Genomic DNA, 19,683 nt, shown 5'->3' on the forward strand with positions numbered 1-19,683 from the left:
GGCATTACGCACCGGTAACCGAGTTTGCTTACCCTGGACGGGACATCGACGGGCTGAACGGGGTGGGGACGCTGGGTCTGGGCACGAGGATCGCGCGCGGCGGGAGCTACGGCCTGGCCGGGGTGGCCGGCGTGGGGGCGGCCGGCTACGGCATCCTCAAGGTCGAGGCGCGCATGGTGCGGCGGGTCGTGGGCAAGCCCTTCGAGTCCGCGCCGCGGGACTCCGACGTCTACGGCGCCGGCCTCGGCGACCCCATCGAGCTCGGTGTGCTGGGCGACTCGCTGGCCGCGGGTCTGGGGGTCGACCACCGGCGCCAGACCATCGGCGCCACGCTCGCGCACGGCATCTCCGCGATCGCCGGGCAGCCCGTGCGCCTCACCAACGCCGCCGTCGTGGGCGCCGAGTCGACCGACCTGCCCGCCCAGCTGGAGGACCTGCTGGCTCGCGCACCGCGGCCGCACGTCGTGGTCGTCGTGGTGGGGGGCAACGACGTGACCCACCGCAAGGACGTCCCCGAGGCGATGGCGCACCTGGCCGTGACCATCATGGCGCTGCGGGCCCTCGGCACCACCGTCATCGTCGGGACCTGCCCGGACCTCGGCACGGTGGAGCCGCTCCCCCAGCCGCTGCGGTGGTTGGTGAGCCGGTGGTCCCGGGACTTCGCGGCCGCGCAGACGGTGGCCGCCGTCGAGGCGGGCGCCCGCACGGTCTCGCTCGGGGATCTCATCGGTCCGGACTTCCTCGCCGAGCCCGCCCTGATGTTCTCCAAGGACCAGTTCCACCCCTCGGCGGCCGGCTACGCGCGGGCCGCGTCGGCGATCCTGCCGTCCGTCGCTGCCGCCCTCGGTCTGTGGCCCGAGTCGGAGCGCCCCCCGGAGGTCGCGCGCGGCGAGGGCGTGGGACCGTTGCACGTGGCCGCCGTCCATGCCGTGGCCCACCCGGGCACCGAGGTCAGCGCCGAGGCCGCCTCGGACGCCACCGGCGGTGGGACGTCGCGGACCACCCGGACCCGACGTGCCGTCCTGCGACGGCTGCGCCGCCCCGACGTGGGTCGGCTCCGCAAGGCCCAGGTGACGTCGGCCACCCCGCCTGGCGCGAGCGTGACCGACGAGCCGCAGCCGGGCTAACCTCTCGGCATACCTGCGGGTAAGGCACCCGCACGACACGAAGGAGTGCCGCATGCAGGACGCTGTCATCGTCTCGACCGCACGGACCCCCATCGGCCGGGCCTTCAAGGGCTCGCTCAAGGACGTCCGCCCGGACGACCTCGCGGCCCACGTCGTGCGCGCTGCGCTCGACAAGGTCCCCGGCCTGGACCGATCGCTCATCGACGACCTCTACCTCGGCTGCGCCGAGCCGTCCGGGGAGCACGGCGCCAACATGGCGCGGGTCGTGGCCATCCTCGCCGACCTCGACCACGTGCCCGCCGCCACCGTCAACCGGTTCTGCGCCAGCTCCGTGCAGACCACGCGCATGGCCTTCCACGCGATCCGGGCCGGGGAGGGCGAGGTCTTCGTGTCCGGGGGCGTCGAGTGCGTCTCGCGCTACCGGGACTTCGCGGGGGCGGGCGGCTCCGCCGACGACACCAAGAACCCCCGCTTCGCGGCCGCCCAGGAGCGCATGGAGCGCATCGCGGCCGACAACACGACCTGGACGGACCCGCGCGAGGAGGGTCTGCTGCCCGACATCTACCTCTCGATGGGCCAGACCGCCGAGAACGTCGCGACGCTGCGCGGCGTCTCCCGCGAGCGCCAGGACGAGTGGGGCGTCCGCTCGCAGAACCTCGCGGAGCAGGCCATCAAGAGCGGCTTCTTCGCGGAGGAGATCACCCCCGTCACCCTGCCGGACGGCACCGTGGTCGACACCGACGACGGCCCCCGCGCGGGCGTCACCCTCGACAAGATGCAGACCCTGCAGCCCGTCTTCCGCGAGGACGGCACCATCACGGCGGGCAACTGCTGCCCCCTCAACGACGGCGCCGCCGCCGTCGTGGTCATGGCCGCGGACAAGGCCAAGGAGCTCGGCCTCACGCCGCTGGCCCGCATCCTGTCGACGGGCGTCAGCGCCCTGTCCCCCGAGATCATGGGCCTCGGCCCGGTCGAGGCCTCCCGCCAGGCCCTCGCCCGTGCCGGCATGACCATCGGCGACCTCGACCTCTACGAGATCAACGAGGCCTTCGCGGCGCAGGTGCTGCCGAGCGCCGACGACCTCGGCATGGACCTCGACAAGCTCAACGTCAACGGCGGGGCGATCGCGCTGGGCCACCCCTTCGGCTCGACGGGCGCCCGCATCACCACGACCCTGCTGCACTCGCTGCAGGCCCGCGACCTGACCTACGGCCTGGAGACCATGTGCGTGGGTGGTGGCCAGGGCATGGCCATCATCTACGAGCGCCTCAGCTGATCTGGCGCCTCACCTGCGCGAGACGCTCCGCGAGATCGCGTATGCCGCCCGCCTGCCGCTCCTCGGGGTGCAGGCGGGCGGCGGCATACCGGCTCGCGTCGTAGACACAGACCTGCAGCTGGTGCAGCAGGGTCGCCGGCCCCAGCTCGGGCAGCGTCACGCGGGGTCGGGCCTCGGCGTCGGCGACCTCGTCGGCCAGCGCCTGGGCGAGGGCGCGCACCGGCCCGGCCGCGCGGAGCGCGTGGTCCAGCGGCAGCTGCTGCCACCGCCGGACCACGCGCTCCAGCTCGACCCGGACCTCGTCAGGCAGACGGGCGGGCGTCATGCTCAGTCCCGCAGGCGCGCCAGGAGGCGCAGCATCTCGATGTAGAGCCAGATGACAGTCACGACCAGGCCGTGGGCGAGCAGCCAGGAGTACTTCTCGGGCATCCCGGAGCGGACGGCGTTGTCGATCGAGTCGAAGTCCAGCGCGAGGGTGAAAGCCGCGAGACCGGTCGCGAACAGCGAGATGCCGATGCCGAGCATGCCGCTGCCGCCGAAGCCCCAGCCGCCGCCGACGCCCATGAAGGCGGCGACGAGGTTGATCAGGGCAAAGATCGCGTAGCCGATCAGGGCCATGCCCATCATGCGACGGAACTTGTCGGTGACCTTGATGAAGCCAGCCTTCCAGCCGGCGAACATCGCGCCGAAGACGCAGAGCGTGGCGAGGACGGCGGTCGGGACCACGCCCTCCCACTGCGCGTTGAAGAACTGGCTGATGGCCCCGACGAACAGGCCCTCCAGCACGGCGTAGCCCACGATGAGCGGGACGCTGATGACCTTCTTGAAGGCGATGACCAGGCCCAGGATCAGGGTGCCGAACATGCCACCCATCCACAGCGCCATGCCGGTCGCGGGGGCGGCCGCCGCGGCGAACCACGACACCGCGCCCACGCCGACGACGATGCCGAACAACAGCAGCGACTTCATCATCACGTCGTCGAGGGTCACCCGGCGCTCGTGAACGGGGGTGACCGACGGGGCGGCATACATGTCCTGGAGCTGGCGTGCGGACAGGTCGGGCGTGCGCTCCTGCTGGCCGAAGCCGGCGTAGCCGCGCTGCGCCTCCCGGTCGACGCGATCGAAGATCGGGTTGCTCATCGTGATGTCTCCCAATGATCGGGCCGTCACGCTCGGGGCGACGGTCTCCCTCACCATGACGTCACAGCGACCGGAAAAGTTCCCGACAGGCCGCTTTCAGCGCCCGCTGTGCCGGCCATGGTGCCCCCGACGGGAGTCGAACCCGCACTCGAGCGATTTTAAGTCGCCTGCCTCTGCCGTTGGGCTACGAGGGCGGGTCCAGACTAGGGCTCGCCCGGACGTATGCCGAGCGCGTCAGCTGCCGCGGTGGTCGCGGTAGTACTCGATGAGCCCCCGCGTGGACGGGTCCTGGGCGGCCAGGGCGTCGGCGTCGCCCTCGATGGCGGGGCCGACCTCCTTGGCGAGCTTCTTGCCGAGCTCGACGCCCCATTGGTCGAACGAGTCGATGCCCCACACGACGCCCTCGACGAAGGTGATGTGCTCGTAGAGCGCGATCAGCTGACCTAGCGTGGACGGGGTGAGGGCCGGCGCCATGATCGAGGTCGTCGGCCGGTTGCCCTCGAAGACGCGCGCGCTGACAAGGGACTCCTCGGTGCCCTCGGCGCGGACCTCCTCGGCGGTCTTGCCGAAGGCCAGCGCCGCGGTCTGGGCGAGGAAGTTGGCCAGGAACAGCTCGTGGACGTCCTGGGCACCGTCCTTGAGCGGGTGCGAGGGGTTGGCGAACGCGATGAAGTCGGCCGGCACCAGGCGGGTGCCCTGGTGGATGAGCTGGTAGAAGGCGTGCTGGCCGTTGGTGCCGGGCTCGCCCCACCAGATCTCGCCGGTCTCGGTCGTGACGGGCGTCCCGTCATACCGCACGCCCTTGCCGTTGGACTCCATGGTGAGCTGCTGCAGGTAGGCCGGGAAGCGGTGGAGGTACTGCGCGTAGGGCAGCACGGCGTGGGTGTGGGCACCGAGGAAGTTGGAGTTCCAGACGTTGAGCAGACCCATGAGGGCGGGGACGTTGCGCTCCAGCGGCGCGGTGCGGAAGTGCTCGTCCATCGTGTGCATACCGGCGAGCAGCTCGGCGAACCGCTCGGGCCCGATAGCGACGACCAGCGAGGTGCCGATGGCCGAGTCGACGGAGTAGCGCCCGCCCACCCAGTCCCAGAACCCGAACGCGTTGGCCGGGTCGATGCCGAACTCGCTGACCTTGTCCAGCGCCGTCGAGACAGCGACGAAGTGCTGCGCGATCGCGGCGAGCGCCTGGTCGCTGTCACCCTCGCGGATGGCGCCGCGCTCGGCCAGACCGTCCAGGAGCCACTTCTTGGCGAGGCGGGCGTTGGTGAGCGTCTCGAGCGTCGTGAAGGTCTTGGACGCGACGATGAACAACGTCTCCTCGGGGTCGAGGTAGGCGGTCTTCTCGTGGACGTCGGTGGGGTCGATGTTGGAGATGAAGCGCAGCTCCAGCCCCTCCTGGCCGTAGGGCTTGAGCGCCTCGTAGGCCATGACGGGGCCGAGGTCCGAGCCGCCGATGCCGATGTTGACGACGTTCTTGATGCGCCGTCCGGTCACGCCGGTCCACGCCCCCGAGCGCACCTTGTCGGCGAAGGCGTAGATCTGGTCGAGAACCTCGTGCACCTCGGGCACGACGTCGGTGCCGTCCACCTCGACGACCGTGCCGCGGGGAGCCCGGAGCGCGGTGTGCAGGACGGCCCGCTTCTCGGTGACGTTGATCCGCTCCCCGCCGAACATCGCGGCGCGCCGCTCGGCCAGCCCCACCTGCTCGCCCAGCCGGACCAGCTCGGCGAGGATCTGGTCGTCGACGAGGTTCTTGGACAGGTCCACGTGCAGGTCGCCGGCGTCCAGGCTCATCCGGCGCGCCCGGTCCGGGTCGGAGGCGAACCACCCGCGCAGGTCGGGCTCCAGGTCGTCGCGGGCGTCGGAGAGCTCACGCCAGGCGTCGGTCGTCGTCGGGTCGACAGGATGGGGCATGGGTGCCTTCCTTGCGGTGATGGCGGACGTCGGGTTGTCGTGCGAGGACGCCGTTGTCATCGCTGTGCGTCGCGTGACCTCGGCCACGCACCTCTTGCATCTAATCACCTCTGTGCCTCCAGGAGTCCGTCCCCGGGGATCCCGCCGCAGGTCCACGCCGCACGGCCGGGGCCGATGAAGCGCTTGAACGATTTAACGTCCCGGCATCGTCTCGGCCGGGCGCACCAAGGCCGGCGAGCACAACCGGCCCCGGCTCACAGCCGCGCGATCACCTCGTCGAGCATCGCGTCGGTGAGGCGGCCGGTGAAGGTGTTCTGCTGGCTGACGTGGTAGCACCCGACGAGGCGGATCTCCTTGCCCCGCGCGGTGATCAGGGTGGCCTCGGCGCCGTGGCCGAACTTCGGCGCGGGACGCGGGACGGCCCAGCCGAGCCGTCTCGCGGCGCCGATCGCCTGCGCCCAGCCGATGCCGCCGAGGGCGAGCAGGCTCTCGAGATCGCGCTCCACGAGGGTGATCTCACGATCCAGCCACGGTGCGCAGGTGGCCTTCTCCAGGGTCGAGGGCTGGTTGTCCGGGGGCGCGCAGTGCACGGGGGCCGTGATGCGCACGCCGTGCAGCTCGAGGCCGTCGGCCGCATGCACGCTGGTGGGCTGGCTGGCCAGGCCCGCGCGGTGGAGGGCGGCATACAGCCAGTCCCCGCTGCGGTCCCCGGTGAAGATCCGGCCGGTCCGGTTGGCGCCGTGCGCCGCGGGGGCGAGCCCGACGATCAGCGCGCGCGGGTGCGGGTCTCCCCACCCCGGCGCCGGGCGGCCCCAGTAGGGCTGGTCGGCGAACGCGGCCCGCTTGGCGCGGGCGACCTGCTCGCGCCACCCGACCAGGCGTGGGCAGGCCTGGCAGACGGCCACTCTCGCGTCGAGCTGATCGAGGGACCGGGCCGACCCCGCCAGCCGTATGACGTCCGTCGCGGCTGCGGCACGCTGGGTGCGGGGCCGCGCGGGATCCCCGGGCCACCCCGTGCCCGGCGGCACGGGCGAGGGATGCAGGTCGCCGGTGCCGGGGTGCGGGAGCAGGTCCATGCCGGCAGGATGCCATCCCGCACCGCCGGGCGTGCACGGCATCCGGTGGACCTGGTCCGAGAGCTGACGAGGAGCCGGCCGGGGAGGATGAGCGGCAGCAGGCCCAGCAGTAGGCTCGCGTCAGCGCGAGACGTAGCCCGTCGCCACCGCGTCACCCGCGGGGACGTCCTTGGGGATCAGGCCCTGCGAGCGCATGAACGTCGACATGGCCTGCCACTGTGCCGGGTCCAGCCTGCCGCTGACCGCCCCGTCCTTGGTGCGCATGACCGTGACCGTCGCGTCCAGGGTGGCTCGGGCCGCGGCGGCGGCCTTGGCCTCGGCGAGGTTGGGCACGTGCCGCGCCGAGTCCTTGATGGCCTGCTCCGGGTCGGAGACCATCATCTGGATGCCGTCCAGCATCCCGTCGGCCACCGCGCGGACACGGTCCGGGTTGGCGCGCAGGTAGTCCCGGGTGGTCACGAGCGAGATGGACACGAGCGGCACCTCGCCCGTCGCCGTGAGCGGGATCGAGCGCACGTCGAGCCCGGCGAGCCGCATCTGCACCGTGTCGTTGTTGGCGTAGCCCATGACGGCGTCCACCTTGCGGGTCGCGAGCGCGGCCTGGCTGGTGTATCCGATCTCGGTGACCCGCACGTCCCGCTCGGTGATGCCCGCGGCCTTGAACATCGCCAGGGCCCCGAGCCAGCTCTCGCCATACCGCCCGGGCACCCCGAGGGACCGACCCTCGAGGTCGGCGGGTGTCTTGATCGGGGAGTCGGCCGGGACGATCAGCTCGACGGGGTACCTCCGGTAGTAGGAAGCGACGGCCACCAGGTCCAGACCCTTGGCGCGGGCCTCGACCATCTCGTCGCCGCCCGCGATGACCAGGTCCTCCTGCCCGGAGGCGATGGCCGTGAACAGCCCCTCCTGCGCGCCGTGGTGGCGGACGGTGACGTCGGTGCCACGACGCCGGAAGGAGCCCTGCTCGATCCCCACGTAGAACGGCGCGAACTGGATGTTGGGGATGTAGGTGAGGCCGACCGTGGCCCTCCCTCCCCCGGTGCTGCTGCTCGCGGGCGTGCCGGTCGGCGCACCGGCGGTGGACGAGCGGACCACCGGGTCGCCGCTGCCGCCGCACGCGGCCAGCGCCAGCACCGAGGTGAGTCCGACGGCGGTGAGCAGGGATCGGCGGGTGATGGTCACGGGGAGTGGTCCTCTCGGGGATGCGGGGGTGCGGGAGTGCGGGTGGGTGAGGTCCGGTCAGCCGCGAGGGGTCTCACGGACGTCGGCGACGATCGTGGAGCGTCGCTCGACGACCAGGAGCAGGGTGTATGCCGAGGCTGCGATCACGCAGAGCATCACGATGACGGCGACCATGCCCGCCGTGTCGACCGCGTCCCGCTGCAGCGTGAGCAGGGTGCCGAGCCCCTCGCCGCCCATGACCATCTCGCCCACGACGGCCCCGGTCACGGACAGGGTGAAGCCGTTGCGCAGGCCGGCGAGGACGTTGGGCAGGGCCAGGGGCGCCTCGACGTGCCGGAGCAGGTCCCAGCTGCCGGCGCCGTCGATGCGGGCGGCGTCCACGACCTCGCGCGGGACGTGGGTCAGGCCGACGACGGAGGAGATGAGGATCGGAAAGAACACCATCAGCGAGCACAGGCCCATGATCGCGGTCAGGCCGTAGCCGACCCAGAGCACGAGCAGCGGGGCGAGGGCGATGGCGGGGATCGCCTGGGTGGCCCCGAGGAAGGGGGTCACGGCGGCGCCGACCCAGCGCGACCGGTGGACCAGCACGGCCAGGGGCAGGGCGACAGCGGCGCCGAGCGCGCAGCCGCCGAGCGCCTCGGCGAGGGTGAGCGCGACGTAGGGCCACACCACGGGGCCGCCCAGCATGCCCACCAGACGTGTCGCCACGTCGAGCGGACCGGGCAGCAGGAAGGCCGGCAGCCCGGCGAACGCCGCGACCAGCGCCCAGACGGCGAGCAGGACGGCGCCGAGCGCCAGCGGCGCCAGCCAGGTGTGCCTCGCGTGTCGGGTCATCCTCACCTCCGGTCGACTCCCGTGCCGATGCTGCGTGGCTGCGCCGGGTCACCGTCGGTCGACGGACGTGCGCCAGGTCCGGATCCGCGCCGGTCCCTGGACCGGAGCGGGCGCAGACAGGGCGCCGCGTGCTGCCTCCCATCCGGACTTTCACCGTCGGTCCTGGAGTTCCACCAGGTCAGCCGCCCACCTCGGAGAGGTGGTCGGGTCGCGGACTGTCACCGCCGGCTCGGAATTGCACCGACCCCGGAGCACGTGCTCCCCCCAGTGTAGGCCCGGCGGCGAGGTGCCACCGTCAGTCGGTGTCGGCCGCCAGGCGCAGGCAGACGCCGTCGAGGATGTCGTGCTCGGAGGTCACGACGAGGTCGTCCGCACCGGCGGCGAGCACTCGGTCGACGACCCGGCCCCAGATCAGCGCGCCAGCCCCGATGACGTCGACCCGCCCCGGGTGCATGAACGGCAGCGCCGCGCGGCGGCGGCGGTCGAGGTGGAGCAGGTCCGTACAGGCCGCGCGGACCTGGTCGGCGGGGAGCCTCGACAGGTGGATGACCTCGGGGTCGTATGCCGTCAGCCCCATCGCGTGTGCGGTCACGGTCGTGACGGTGCCGGCGACGCCGACGAGGGTGCGGACCCCGGCGAGCTCGACGGTGGCGGCGGCCAGGTCCAGCTGCCGGTCCACCTCGGCGAGGGCGACGGCCAGCTCCTCGGCGGTGGGCGGGTCGTGGTGCAGGTAGCGCTCGACGTGCCGCACGCACCCCATGTCCACCGAGATCGCCGCCTGGACGACGCCGTCCGCCGTGCCGCGCACGAGCTCCGTGGACCCGCCGCCGAGATCGACGACGAGGTAGGGGCCGGGGACGTCCGCCGCCCCGAGGTCGCCGGTCGCGCCGAGGAAGGACAGCTCGGCCTCCTCGGCGCCGCTGATCACCTCGGGAGCGACGCCGTCGTGCCCGTGCTCGGCGAAGGCTGCGACCACCCCGGCCGCGAAGTCCTCGGCGTTGCCGGCGTCCCGGGCGGCCGAGGTCGCCACGAAGCGCACGTCCGCCACGCCGAGCTCGGCGCACTGCTCGGCATACTCCCGCGACCGTCCGAGGGCGCGGGCCAGGGCGGCCTCGCAGATGCGGCCGGTCCGGTCGACGCCCTCGCCGAGGCGGACGACCTCCATGCGGCGCACGACGTCGTGCAGGACGGGTGCGGTCGGCGCGGTGAGGTCGACGTCCGCGACGAGCAGCCGGATCGAGTTGGTGCCGCAGTCCACGGCCGCGACGCGGCGCACCTCGCCGGCCGTCCCGGCAACGGGGCTCACCGGCGTTCCCAGCCGTCCTCGGTCGGCACGACGCACGGTCCGGGCGCCCACCACTGCCCCACGGCCTCGACGGCCTCGTCGCCGAGCGGGTTGACCCCCGGGCCGGCGGCAAGCGCGTGGCCCGCGAGCACGTGGAGGCACTTGACGCGGGTAGGCATGCCCCCAGCGGAGATCCCGTCGATCTCGTGCACAGCGCCCAGCTCGGCCCGGTCCGCGAGGTAGGCCTCGTGCGCGCGGCGGTAGGCCTCGGCCAGCGCCTCGTCGTCCTGCAGCCTCTCGGTCATCTCGCGCATGACGCCCTGGGCCTCGAGGGTCGACAGCGCGCCGGTCAGCCGAGGACACGTGGCGTAGTAGGTGGTCGGGAAGGGCGTCCCGTCGGCCAGCCTCGGCAGCGTGCGCAGGACGTCCGGGCGCCCGCACGGGCAACGGTGCGCGACCTCGACGACGCCGCGCGCCTCGCGCCCCAGCTGGGCGTGCACGGCGGCCGCGTCGTCGTCGGCGAGACCCGGGGCGGGCGTGGTGGACTCGGTGCTCATACGGTGGCCTCGGCCTTCGGGAGAGGAGGTATGTCGGGCGCCCGGCGTCAGCGCGTGGGCGAGGCACCAGGCGTGGTGCGACCGCTGGTGGCGCTGCCGGAAGGGGTGGCGCCGGGGCGTGGCGTGTCCGAGATCGTTGGCCGCGGTGTGGGCGTCGAGCCGCCCTCGGCGGGGGCCACGGTGGGGTCGAGGCCGAGCCGGTCGGCGCTGGACAACGAGGTCCAGACCTTGGAGTACCACGGGAGCTGCTCGGCGTCGAGGTCCACGCCGACCACCTGGGCATCGACGGACGTGCGCCGGCCCGACTGCGGGTCCAGCACGGTGTAGGACGTCTCGCCGGGCTTGACGAAGTGCAGGCGGGACCGGATCTGCTGCTCGAGGAAGGCCTGGTCGTCCCATCGGGCGCGCTCGCGGACGAGGGCGTCGACCTGGCGCTGCTGCTCGACGATGGAGCGTTCGAGGGTGGCGATCTGGTCGCGCTGCTCGAGATAGCGGCGCAGCGTGGGGACGAGCATGATCGCGAGCATCACCACGATGGCGGCCAGGCCGAGCAGCCGTCGCAGCGTCGCGGGCCGCAGCCGCCCGCCCGATCCACCCGATCCACGCGACCCACCCGGCCCGCTCGCACCACCCGGGCCACCGCCACGGCCCGCGCCACCGTCGTCGCCGGCTCGCCGACGGGTGCTCCCGGCGGGCCGCCGCTGCCGGTCGCCGGCGCCGGCAGGGCGTCGGGACGACCCCGCGGCTGCACCGGAGGAGGGACGTCGCGCGGGGCGCGACGTCCCTCCTCGGGAGCTGCTGGACGGCATGGGCCCCAGACTAGGCGCCCGCGCCCCGGTAGCGCGGGAACGCGCCCGCGCCGGCGTAGACGGCCGCGTCGTCGAGCTCCTCCTCGATGCGCAGGAGCTGGTTGTACTTCGCGACGCGCTCGGAGCGGGCCGGGGCACCGGTCTTGATCTGGCCGCAGTTGGTGGCGACGGCCAGGTCGGCGATGGTGACGTCCTCGGTCTCGCCGGAGCGGTGCGACATCATGCAGCGGTAGCCGTTGCGGTGCGCCAGGTCGACGGCGTCGAGCGTCTCGGTGAGCGAGCCGATCTGGTTGACCTTGACGAGCAGGGCGTTGGCGGTGTCGCTGGAGATGCCACGCTGCAGGCGCTCGGGGTTGGTCACGAACAGGTCGTCGCCGACCAGCTGGACCTTGTCGCCGAGCTGCTCGGTGATGGACTTCCAGCCGTCCCAGTCGTCCTCGTTGAGCGGGTCCTCGATCGAGACCAGCGGGTAGGCCCCGACGAGCTCGGCGTAGTAGGCGATCATCTCGTCCGCCGACTTGGTGCCGCCCTCGAAGGCGTAGGAGCCGTCCTGGTAGAACTCGGACGCCGCGACGTCGAGGGCCAGGGCGATGTCCGTGCCGGGCTCGTAGCCTGCGGCGCGGATCGCGTCCAGGATCAGGTCCAGCGCGGCGCGGTTGGACTCGAGGTTGGGGGCGAAGCCGCCCTCGTCGCCGAGGCCCGTGGCCAGGCCGCGCTCCTTGAGCACGGACTTGAGGGCGTGGTAGACCTCGGCGCCCCAGCGCAGGGCCTCCTTGAAGGAGGGCGCACCGATGGGGGCGATCATGAACTCCTGGATGTCGACGTTGGAGTCGGCGTGCGACCCACCGTTGAGGATGTTCATCATCGGGACGGGCAGGACGTGGGCGTTGGGGCCGCCGACGTAGCGGAACAGCGGCAGGCCGGCCGACTCGGCGGCGGCCTTGGCGACGGCGAGCGAGACGCCGAGGATCGCGTTGGCGCCGAGCGATCCCTTGTTGTCGGTGCCGTCGAGGGCGAGCATCTCGTTGTCGACGAGGCGCTGCTCGGTGGCCTCGTAGCCGAGGACCCGCGGCGCGATCTCGTCGAGCACGGCGTTGACGGCGTCCTCGACACCCTTGCCGAGGTAGCGACCCTTGTCGCCGTCGCGACGCTCCACGGCCTCGAACGCCCCGGTGGAGGCCCCGGACGGGACCGCGGCCCGCGCGATGGTGCCGTCCTCCAGGGCGACCTCGACCTCGACGGTGGGGTTTCCACGCGAGTCGAGGATCTCGCGTGCGCCTACTGCTTCGATGTTGGCCACAAGAACTCTCCTGATCGATGGTGATCGGTGCGGCTCGAGCCTATCCCGAGCGCCGCGGGGGGCGCGCCGGGGTGCGGCCAACCGTGCCGCCGTCCGAGCGGTGGACAGGCGGCGGCCGTATGCCGTCCGCCCGGCCGCTCAAGCGTCGCCGTCGGCGCGCGCCGCTAGCCGCCGGACCGTGCTCCGCAAGGCCTGCTCGGCGTCGATCCCGCGCGTGCGGGCCTCGAGGACGAGGGAGAGCAGGGCGGCCCCGACGTCGTCCGTCCCCGCCTCGCCGGCGGGGGCGGGTGCCACGGCCTCGGCGAGGAGCTCGCCGCGTCCGGCCCGCTCGAGCCGCGAGGCCGCCTTGGCGGCGAGGGCGAGCGCCGGAAGCGACGCAGGAACGCCGTCGAGCAGACCGGACCGGTCGGGCTTCTCGAGGGCCTTGATGGCCTCCCAGCCGGCCTCGACCTCGGCGGCATCTCGCACCACGGCGTCCGCGAAGACGTGGGGGTGGCGTCGCTCGAGCTTGCTGATGATGGCCCCGGCGACGTCGTCGACGTCGAAGGGGTCGGTGGGGTGCTCCTCGCCCACCCGGGCGTGGAAGGCGACCTGGAGCAACACATCCCCCAGCTCCTCCACGAGGTGCTGACGGTCGCCCGAGGCGATGGCCTCGGCCAGCTCGTGCGCCTCCTCGACGGCATACGGCGCGAGGCTGTCGTGGGTCTGCTCGGCGTCCCACGGGCACCCGCCCGGGGACCGCAGCCGGTCCATGACGGCGACGAGGTCGAGCAGCCGCTCGCCGCGGCGGGGCCGCCCGAGATCGCCGTTCGTCGTCATGTCAGGGCGTGGGCGAGGGGGTGGGCGCGCCGGCCGCGTCGGCCACGAGCCAGTTGCGCTTCTCGTCACCGATCTGCAGGGTGGTGCGGTCGAGCGAGCCGTAGCGCGGGTTGAGCTCGATGTCGGCCTGCTTGAGCTGCTGGACGACCCGCTGCTCGGTGGCCGGGTCCATGCTGTTGAGGGCGAGGGCCGTGCGCACAAAGTCGATGGTGGGCCGGGAGGGGTTGTCGACCTTGTCCAGGATCTTCTTTGCGGCGTCGTCGGAGATCCCCTTGCCCGACTGCTGCATCGCGGGCAGGACATAGCGCCCGAAGGTCAGCAGGCCGACGACGTTGGCCGGCTGCACCGGCTGCGTGACCTGGGACGACCCGCCGTTGAACTCGCGGGCCGCGGTCTGCACGTCGGACTCGAGGATCGGCTGGCCGTCGACGATCGCGGCGGCGCGGGACTGGGAGCCCTGGTCGCACCCCGCGAGGAGCCCGGTGGCGGCGACCACGGCCGCCAGGGTCCCGGTGAGCACGCGCTTGGAAGCCAACACCATCAAGTCCTTTCGGGAAGGGGTCTGCACCGTCCGCCTCGGGGACGCGGTCACAGCCTAGTCGGTGGTCGTGTGAGCCACGACCGGCGGGACCAGCCAGCGCTCGGCGCGGACCTCGCCGGCCCCGTCGGTGTCCCACCGGGCCCGGACCGCCGAGTAGGCGGGGGCGGGCGCGAAGCGCCAGGCCCAGCCGAGGTCCCGGAAGCCGCCGAGCGCCTCCTCGACCTCGACCTGGGCGTGCCCGCGCGCCGGGACGACGAGCTCGAGCTCGGCGTCGAGGACGGGGTCGCCCTCGAGGTCCAGGGCCTGCAGCCGCAGCGCCCCCCGCACCGGGAGCGGCGTGTCGTTGACCGCCTCGAGCAGCAGCCCGTCGAGCCCGCGGTCGAGCAGCAGCAGCGCGACGGGGGCGAGCACCGCGGTCAGGGCCGCCAGTGGCGCCTTGGGCGTGCCGGTGACGTCGAGCAGGCCCCAGCCCGGTCCCGGCGCCAGGTCCCGGTGGGCGAGCACCACGGCGCCGGCGGTCGGGGTGAGCGAGCTGCGCCACCAGGCGAAGGTCTCGGCCATGACCCGGGCGACGGTCCGGCGCTGCAGGTCCTCCCGCTGCTCGGTCGGGAGGTCATCGAGGTCCAGGTCACGCCCGGCCCAGCACCGGAGGTAGTGGTCGGTGACGTCCACGAAGTCCCATGAGGTCCCCCGGTCGTGCGGCGCCGCCCGGCGCCAGGCCGATCCGCGGCCCCGGTCCCCCGGCCCGGGGGCCGCACCCGAGGCCTCGAGGGAGGTCATGGTTGACGGCTCGGGCGGTATGCCGAACGCCAACGCCTCGGACGCGAAGGACACGCGTGCGGTGCGGGCGTCCTCGAGCGGCCGCAGGTAGGCCCCCACCCCGAAGTAGTGGCTGACGCCGTGCTCGATGCTGACCGGGCGGGGACCGCCGGACGGGCTCGAGGTCACGTGGACGGCGCCGGGCGCCAGCTCCCGCGCGAGGCGGGGCACCAGGTCGTGGATCGCCGTCATCCGGCGACGCTCGGCGGGCAGCCCCATCAGCGTGGGCTGCTGCTCGGTCTCGGTCCCCCCGCACAGGACCGCCAGGTGCGGCCAGCCCTGCCAGGCTTCGAGCTGGTCCCGCAGCTCGGCCTCGAGCTCGGCCAGCCAGGCCTGGTCCTCGGGCGGGTCGAAGGTCGCGAGCATCACGTCCTGCCACACGAGCAGGCCACGCTCGGCGGCGAGCTCGCGCAGGAGGGCGTCGGCGTAGGTGCCGGTGCCGGGCACCCGGACGAGGTTGAGGCCCGCCGCGGCGAGGGCGTCGAGGTCCCGGGCCATCTCGGCGGGGTCGCTGGTCCAGCCGCGCGGGTCGGTGGCCGCCCACACGACGCCACGGACGAAGACGTCGACGCCGTTGACGGCGAGCGCGAACCGGCCGTCCTCGCGGCGAGCCCGCACGCAGGAGAAGCCGATCCGCCGGTCCAGGACGGTCTCGCCCGACGCCTCGACGCGCAGGTGGTGCAGGGCCGGGGCGCCGTGGGTGTGCGGCCACCACAGGGCGGTCGCCGCCACCGCCTGGTCGTGCGTGAGCCGCAGGTGCCAGGCCCCGTCGTCGGCGAGGTCCCAGGACTCGGACTCGGGCTCCGACTCGGACTCCGACGCGGACGGCACCGCGTGCCCGTCGAGCAGCACCACGACGTCGTGCGGGTCCGCCGCCCGCAGGTGCAGCGCGAGCCGGGCGGTCCAGCCGTCCGGCCCCGGCTCGGCGTGCGTCCGCAACGAGAGCACCTCGACCCGGGGACGACGTCGCAGGGTGGCCTCGCCGAGGATGCCGACCGGCGGCAGCACCCCCTCCCAGGTGGGGATGCGGCCGAGCAGCGGGGTGCGCCGCCACCGCAGGCTCGGGTCGGGCAGCAGCGCGCTGCGCCAGCGGGGACGGGGCTTGCGAGGCACGGGCGTCTCGTCGAACGCCGCGATCCGCACCGTGATCTCGTGCCGCCCGGGGGCGAGGTCGCCGAGGTCGACGACGTGGCGGCGAAAGGCGTTGTCGCTGCGCAGGACCCGGGTGCCGTCGAGATGGACGTCGGCGTGGGTGGCGACCCGGTCCAGCACCAGCCGGGCGTCCGGCAGGGGCTCGTCGAGGGTGAGCAGACCGCGCAGCCCCCAGGCGACGTGGTCGGCGTCGGCGAGCGCCGGCTCGCCATACGCCTCGACGACGGCGGGCGACGCGGCGAGGGACCCGGGCACGACCGCGTCGACCCACCCGTCGCGCGGCCAGGCGACGGGGTCGAGCCCCCCACCCTCGTCGAGCCGCCTGACCTGCCAACGGATCTCGACGGGGTGCCCGCCCGCGGCGAGGGCGCTCATCCCAGCTGGGCCGCGACCCGGTCGATGGCGGTCCCCCACCGCTCGGTGGCGCGCCCGAGGGTCGGCTCGAGGTCTCGCGCGCGACCGCCGGTGATCCGGGCGAGGGCGAACTGGAGGTTCTTCATCTCCTGGGAGACGACGTCGAAGTCGTCTGCGGCCCTGCGCAGCTCGTCGCCGTCCACCTCATCCCCGGCGGCCAGCCAGCGGGTCGCGTCGGCGGCGGCCTGGGCGGTGAGCCCGAGCTGCCGGGTGGCGGTGAAGGAGTAGAGGTGGAAGAACGCGAAGCCGCGCTCGCGCAGCGTGGGCGCCACCTCGCGGACGGAGGCGCACAGGTCGGCCACCGGGTTGCCCACCGGTCGGCGAGCCAGGTGGCGGGAGGCCAGCGCCCTTGCCCTGCGGCGGATCTCGGTCTCGTCGCGGACGAGGCCGTCGAGGCGGACGCGCTCGACGTAGGGCTGCGGGGCGCACGTCGGCAGGCCGTGCAGGGCCAGCGCCCCGTCGTAGTCCTCGCCGTGCAGGGCGTAGAGGCCGGAGTTGTGGAAGTAGGTCATCGTCCGCGCGCGAGGGTCCACCTGAACGGGCACGATCGTCGTCTTGACCCGCTCTGCGCCGTAGGACACCCCCTCGGTGTCCGGCAGGTAGTAGGCGTCCGACTCGACCGTCAGCAGCTCGCCGACCTCGAGATGGTCGAGCACGTGCTCCTCGACGGTGCGCCACAGGTTGATCTCGGCGACCTCGATGCCGTAGAGGTCGCGCAGGTCGTCGGTCTGGGCCTTGAGGAAGGCCCAGGCTCCCGGGACCGTGCCGGCGCTGTAGGCGCAGACGCCGAGGGGCTCGGGAGGCAGCCCGAGGGAAGCGGCGATCTCGATCCAGATGTCGAGGTAGCAGTTGGTCTGCGTCCAGACCCGGTCGTCGCCGTGCAGCGGGTGCGCCGTGAAGGTGTCAGCCCGCAGGTGGTCCAGCAGCATGCCGTCAGCCCTGCGCGTCGAGCCCCAGCCGGGTGCGCACCGGAGCTGGCCAGGACGGGACCTCCATGCCGTGGGTCGCGAACAACGCCACCGTCACCCGCTCCAGCCCGAAGCCGATGCACGAGCTGTGCGCGAGCTCGCCGTCCGCGGTCGTGATGTCGAAGTCGAGCCCGAAGTGGTCGTTGTGGTAGTTGGAGGACCCGAGCGCCGTGCCGGGCTGGTCCTCGCCGTAGACCTTGCACTCGAACTCGACCTTGAGCCCGGCGTCGCGCTGGCCCGCGGCGAAGATCTTGGCGGCGCGGCCGAAGAAGGGGTCGTTGGCCGGCACCTCCTCGATCTGCAGCCCGATGGAGGTCAGCAGGTCCGGCCCCACGCGACGGCCGATCTCGCGGTGCGCCTGGGCCTGCTCGGGGGTGCCGATGCAGACCTTCTCGCGCATCCGGAAGGACACGAGGCGCATGGGGTCGTCGGACGGCTCGTGCCGGAAGCAGCGGTTGCCGGTCTCGTACGTCACGGACCGCTCGAGCCGGGTCCCGGCGTGCAGCGGGTAGGTCTGGTGGCAGGGCGCGGACAGCAGGTCCAGGCGGGCCGGGACGAGGTGGGTGGTCCAGTCCTCGCCGGAGTTCTTGGCGCCCACCATCGCCTTGTGCTCCCGGCCGTCGCCGGTGAAGACGTCGACTGAGCCGATGAGCTGGGGGAAGGAGTCGAGGTAGCCCGTCTTTTCGAAGACCGGCTGCGTGAGCAGCGGGGGGAACGAGATGACGGTCACGTCCTCGGTCGGCTGCATCTCATGGACGAGGCGCTCCACCCCGGTCAGGACCTCCTCGAAGGTCTGCGTGAACGCGGACAGACCACGCAGCGGGAGCTCGACCATGTGGCCGGCCTCGACGAGGTCTCGACGCAGGGCCAGCTCGCGGTCGTGACGTGAGGTCATCGGGGTCTCCTGTCAGCCTTTGTAGATCAGCTCGAGCTGGGCGGTGTTGCCGAGGATCCGGTCGTTGTTGACCATGAGCTGGGCGCCGTAGGCGTCCCGCAGCTGGCGGTCGAGGCTCACCGCCCCCGTCCGACGATAGCCCGCGATCCCCACGATGAGCAGGGCTTTGGCGACGACGTCCACGACAGTCTCGGCGCTGTAGACCTTGAGGGTGTTGTAGCCGATCGCCCGGCCCATGAGCGTGGCGGCCTGGGAGGTGGGGTCCACCTCGAGGTAGCCGACGGTGGCGGCGTGCACGCGGGCCCGGAAGGCCTCGAGCACGACCTCCAGCTCGGCCAGCCGCAGACCGGTCACCGGCGGCAGCTGGCCCGCGCGGCGCGCGGCCTGCCGCACGACCCCGCGCGCCACCGCCGTCGCGCCCTCGGCGAGGCCCAGCCAGCAGGAGGACCACAGGGAGTGCGCGATCGGGAGCATCGTGCGGGCGGACAGGTCGGCGTAGTCGTCCGGAAAGATCCGGTCCTGGTGGGAGCGGGCCGTCAGGACGAAGCCCGGGCTGCACGTGCCGCGGAAGCCCATGGTGTCCCAGTCGCCCAGCGGCTCCAGGGTCAGGTCCTCCTTCTCGCAGACGACCAGCACCTGGTCGCTCTCGACGGCCCCGGAGTCCTTGCGGGCGGTGACGAAGATCAGGTCCGCCTCGACGCCGTACGAGATGACGGGGGCCTTCTTGACCAGCTCGAAGGTGCCGTCCTCGGAGCGGTCGACGTGGCACAGGCTTCGTCGCACGTCGCCGCCGATGCCCATCTCGGTGGTGGCGGAGCCGACCAGCAGCTGCTCGGCGGCGATGCGCCGCATGAGCTCCTGGAAGTACGGGGACCTGCCGTGGTGGACCAGGCACCCCACCTGGATCTGGTGCATCGCAAAGATCATCGCGGTCGAGGCGCAGCCCTTGGCGAGCTCCTCGCAGGCGAGCCCGATCTGCACGACGTCGGCACCGAGACCACCCAGCTCGGTGGGGATCCAGGCGCCGAGGAGCCCGGCCTGCCTCAGAGCCGACACGGCCTCGTGCGGGAAGCGGGCGTCGCGGTCGACGTCGGCCGCGTGGACCGCCGCCACCTCGGTGGCGATCCGTCCGGCCTCGGCGACCACGTCCGTGCTGGTCGGGGACTGCGCGCCGGCACGGGCTGTGACGGGGTCGCTGGTCATCGCTGGTCCACCAGCGGCGACAAGGCGGCCTGCAGGGCGCCCACGGAGGCGAACGTGCTCTTGACGAGCAGCTCGTCCGGGATCTCGATGTCGAGGGTGTCCTCCAGCTCCAGCACGACGTTGACGGTGGCGTGCGAGGTCAGCCCCGCGGAGTAGAGGTCGGCGTCGGCGCCGATCTGGTGCGCATCCACCTTGAGCCGGCCGGCTTCGGCCAGGGCGTCGCGGATGGTGGTGGTCAAGGAGTCGACAGACATGGTGGCCCTCTGCTGAGCTGGTGCGGACGCGACGAGCTGCCACCAGATTCCCCCTAGGGCTGCTCGCCACCGAGCCTAGTGCGGACACCTCCCGTCCACCTGGCGTTCGGGGGGG

19 protein-coding genes, 1 tRNA gene and 1 riboswitch are annotated in these 19,683 nt (G+C 73.0%); of the genes, 2 read left to right on the forward strand and 18 right to left on the reverse strand.

What is annotated here, in order from left to right:
- Positions 1-62: 62 nt before the first annotated feature.
- Both GGG17_RS08405 and GGG17_RS08410 read left to right on the forward strand, forming a co-directional pair.
- Entirely contained in the window at positions 63-1,127 is a 1,065-nt protein-coding gene (locus GGG17_RS08405; RefSeq protein ID WP_311966532.1) for an SGNH/GDSL hydrolase family protein, read from the forward strand.
- A gap of 52 nt (positions 1,128-1,179) precedes the next feature.
- Positions 1,180-2,403: an acetyl-CoA C-acetyltransferase gene (locus GGG17_RS08410; RefSeq protein ID WP_154593271.1), complete on the forward strand. Its 1,224-nt coding sequence runs from the start codon at positions 1,180-1,182 to the stop codon at positions 2,401-2,403.
- Here GGG17_RS08410 and GGG17_RS08415 read toward each other — a convergent pair.
- The 18 genes from GGG17_RS08415 to GGG17_RS08495 form a co-directional block, all read right to left on the reverse strand.
- Positions 2,396-2,728, reverse strand: a complete 333-nt coding sequence (locus GGG17_RS08415) for a hypothetical protein (RefSeq protein WP_154593272.1) — start codon at positions 2,726-2,728, stop codon at positions 2,396-2,398. The genes GGG17_RS08410 and GGG17_RS08415 overlap by 8 nt on opposite strands.
- 2 nt (positions 2,729-2,730) lie before the next feature.
- Positions 2,731-3,543, reverse strand: coding sequence for a Bax inhibitor-1/YccA family protein (locus GGG17_RS08420; RefSeq protein ID WP_154593273.1), 813 nt, complete (start codon positions 3,541-3,543; stop codon positions 2,731-2,733).
- Positions 3,544-3,661: 118 nt separating this feature from the next.
- Positions 3,662-3,737, reverse strand: a tRNA-Leu gene (locus GGG17_RS08425).
- A 40-nt stretch (positions 3,738-3,777) separates the two neighbouring features.
- Complete coding sequence (pgi, locus tag GGG17_RS08430) at positions 3,778-5,457, reverse strand: glucose-6-phosphate isomerase (RefSeq protein ID WP_154593274.1); 1,680 nt, start codon at positions 5,455-5,457, stop codon at positions 3,778-3,780.
- 254 nt (positions 5,458-5,711) lie between these two features.
- Positions 5,712-6,533 carry a uracil-DNA glycosylase gene (locus GGG17_RS08435; protein ID WP_154593275.1) on the reverse strand — a complete coding sequence of 274 codons (822 nt, stop codon included), beginning with the start codon at positions 6,531-6,533 and terminating at the stop codon, positions 5,712-5,714.
- A 120-nt stretch (positions 6,534-6,653) separates the two neighbouring features.
- A complete protein-coding gene (locus tag GGG17_RS08440; RefSeq protein ID WP_311966533.1) occupies positions 6,654-7,715 on the reverse strand; it encodes an ABC transporter substrate-binding protein in 1,062 nt (353 codons plus the stop codon).
- Positions 7,716-7,772: 57 nt separating this feature from the next.
- Positions 7,773-8,552: an ABC transporter permease gene (locus tag GGG17_RS08445; RefSeq protein ID WP_154593276.1), complete on the reverse strand. Its 780-nt coding sequence runs from the start codon at positions 8,550-8,552 to the stop codon at positions 7,773-7,775.
- A gap of 125 nt (positions 8,553-8,677) precedes the next feature.
- Positions 8,678-8,810: riboswitch (FMN riboswitch) on the reverse strand.
- A 37-nt stretch (positions 8,811-8,847) separates the two neighbouring features.
- Positions 8,848-9,858 (reverse strand): Ppx/GppA phosphatase family protein, encoded by a 1,011-nt coding sequence (locus GGG17_RS16430; RefSeq protein ID WP_375804511.1) that lies wholly within the window; start codon positions 9,856-9,858, stop codon positions 8,848-8,850.
- On the reverse strand, positions 9,855-10,394 hold the full coding sequence (locus GGG17_RS16435) for a DUF501 domain-containing protein (RefSeq protein WP_154593277.1): 540 nt from the start codon (positions 10,392-10,394) through the stop codon (positions 9,855-9,857). The genes GGG17_RS16430 and GGG17_RS16435 overlap by 4 nt, the downstream gene beginning before the upstream one ends.
- A gap of 47 nt (positions 10,395-10,441) precedes the next feature.
- Entirely contained in the window at positions 10,442-11,203 is a 762-nt protein-coding gene (locus tag GGG17_RS16440; RefSeq protein ID WP_154593278.1) for an FtsB family cell division protein, read from the reverse strand.
- A 10-nt stretch (positions 11,204-11,213) separates the two neighbouring features.
- A complete protein-coding gene (gene eno / locus GGG17_RS08465) occupies positions 11,214-12,503 on the reverse strand; it encodes a phosphopyruvate hydratase (RefSeq protein WP_288800014.1) in 1,290 nt (429 codons plus the stop codon).
- A gap of 138 nt (positions 12,504-12,641) precedes the next feature.
- Positions 12,642-13,322 carry a nucleoside triphosphate pyrophosphohydrolase gene (locus GGG17_RS08470; protein WP_230082816.1) on the reverse strand — a complete coding sequence of 227 codons (681 nt, stop codon included), beginning with the start codon at positions 13,320-13,322 and terminating at the stop codon, positions 12,642-12,644.
- Between the two features lies 1 nt (position 13,323).
- Entirely contained in the window at positions 13,324-13,860 is a 537-nt protein-coding gene (locus GGG17_RS16445; RefSeq protein ID WP_230082817.1) for a hypothetical protein, read from the reverse strand.
- Positions 13,861-13,917: 57 nt separating this feature from the next.
- Positions 13,918-16,209 carry a glycosyl hydrolase 2 galactose-binding domain-containing protein gene (locus GGG17_RS08475; RefSeq protein WP_154593281.1) on the reverse strand — a complete coding sequence of 764 codons (2,292 nt, stop codon included), beginning with the start codon at positions 16,207-16,209 and terminating at the stop codon, positions 13,918-13,920.
- Entirely contained in the window at positions 16,206-17,177 is a 972-nt protein-coding gene (locus tag GGG17_RS08480; protein ID WP_154593282.1) for a DUF1839 family protein, read from the reverse strand. Before GGG17_RS08480 ends, GGG17_RS08475 begins: the two co-directional genes overlap by 4 nt.
- Before the next feature lie 4 nt (positions 17,178-17,181).
- Complete coding sequence (locus tag GGG17_RS08485; protein ID WP_154593283.1) at positions 17,182-18,111, reverse strand: class-II aminoacyl-tRNA synthetase family protein; 930 nt, start codon at positions 18,109-18,111, stop codon at positions 17,182-17,184.
- Positions 18,112-18,123: 12 nt separating this feature from the next.
- Complete coding sequence (locus GGG17_RS08490) at positions 18,124-19,314, reverse strand: acyl-CoA dehydrogenase family protein (protein WP_154593284.1); 1,191 nt, start codon at positions 19,312-19,314, stop codon at positions 18,124-18,126.
- A complete protein-coding gene (locus GGG17_RS08495) occupies positions 19,311-19,553 on the reverse strand; it encodes an acyl carrier protein (RefSeq protein ID WP_230082818.1) in 243 nt (80 codons plus the stop codon). Before GGG17_RS08495 ends, GGG17_RS08490 begins: the two co-directional genes overlap by 4 nt.
- Positions 19,554-19,683 lie beyond the last annotated feature (130 nt).

Source organism: Arsenicicoccus cauae (assembly GCF_009707125.1).
Lineage (GTDB): Bacteria > Actinomycetota > Actinomycetes > Actinomycetales > Dermatophilaceae > Arsenicicoccus > Arsenicicoccus cauae.

Bases quoted from the DNA above. Each gene is read 5' to 3' on its own strand.
- pgi (WP_154593274.1), bottom strand. From the start codon at position 5,457: ATGCCCCATCCTGTCGACCCGACGACGACCGACGCCTGGCGTGAGCTC.
- GGG17_RS08435 (WP_154593275.1), bottom strand. From the start codon at position 6,533: ATGGACCTGCTCCCGCACCCCGGCACCGGCGACCTGCATCCCTCGCCC.
- GGG17_RS08490 (WP_154593284.1), bottom strand. From the start codon at position 19,314: ATGACCAGCGACCCCGTCACAGCCCGTGCCGGCGCGCAGTCCCCGACC.
- GGG17_RS08415 (WP_154593272.1), bottom strand. From the start codon at position 2,728: ATGACGCCCGCCCGTCTGCCTGACGAGGTCCGGGTCGAGCTGGAGCGC.
- GGG17_RS08410 (WP_154593271.1), top strand. From the start codon at position 1,180: ATGCAGGACGCTGTCATCGTCTCGACCGCACGGACCCCCATCGGCCGG.
- GGG17_RS16440 (WP_154593278.1), bottom strand. From the start codon at position 11,203: ATGCCGTCCAGCAGCTCCCGAGGAGGGACGTCGCGCCCCGCGCGACGT.
- GGG17_RS08470 (WP_230082816.1), bottom strand. From the start codon at position 13,322: ATGACGACGAACGGCGATCTCGGGCGGCCCCGCCGCGGCGAGCGGCTG.
- GGG17_RS08485 (WP_154593283.1), bottom strand. From the start codon at position 18,111: ATGACCTCACGTCACGACCGCGAGCTGGCCCTGCGTCGAGACCTCGTC.
- GGG17_RS08445 (WP_154593276.1), bottom strand. From the start codon at position 8,552: ATGACCCGACACGCGAGGCACACCTGGCTGGCGCCGCTGGCGCTCGGC.
- GGG17_RS08480 (WP_154593282.1), bottom strand. From the start codon at position 17,177: ATGCTGCTGGACCACCTGCGGGCTGACACCTTCACGGCGCACCCGCTG.
- GGG17_RS16435 (WP_154593277.1), bottom strand. From the start codon at position 10,394: ATGAGCACCGAGTCCACCACGCCCGCCCCGGGTCTCGCCGACGACGAC.
- GGG17_RS08420 (WP_154593273.1), bottom strand. From the start codon at position 3,543: ATGAGCAACCCGATCTTCGATCGCGTCGACCGGGAGGCGCAGCGCGGC.
- GGG17_RS08475 (WP_154593281.1), bottom strand. From the start codon at position 16,209: ATGAGCGCCCTCGCCGCGGGCGGGCACCCCGTCGAGATCCGTTGGCAG.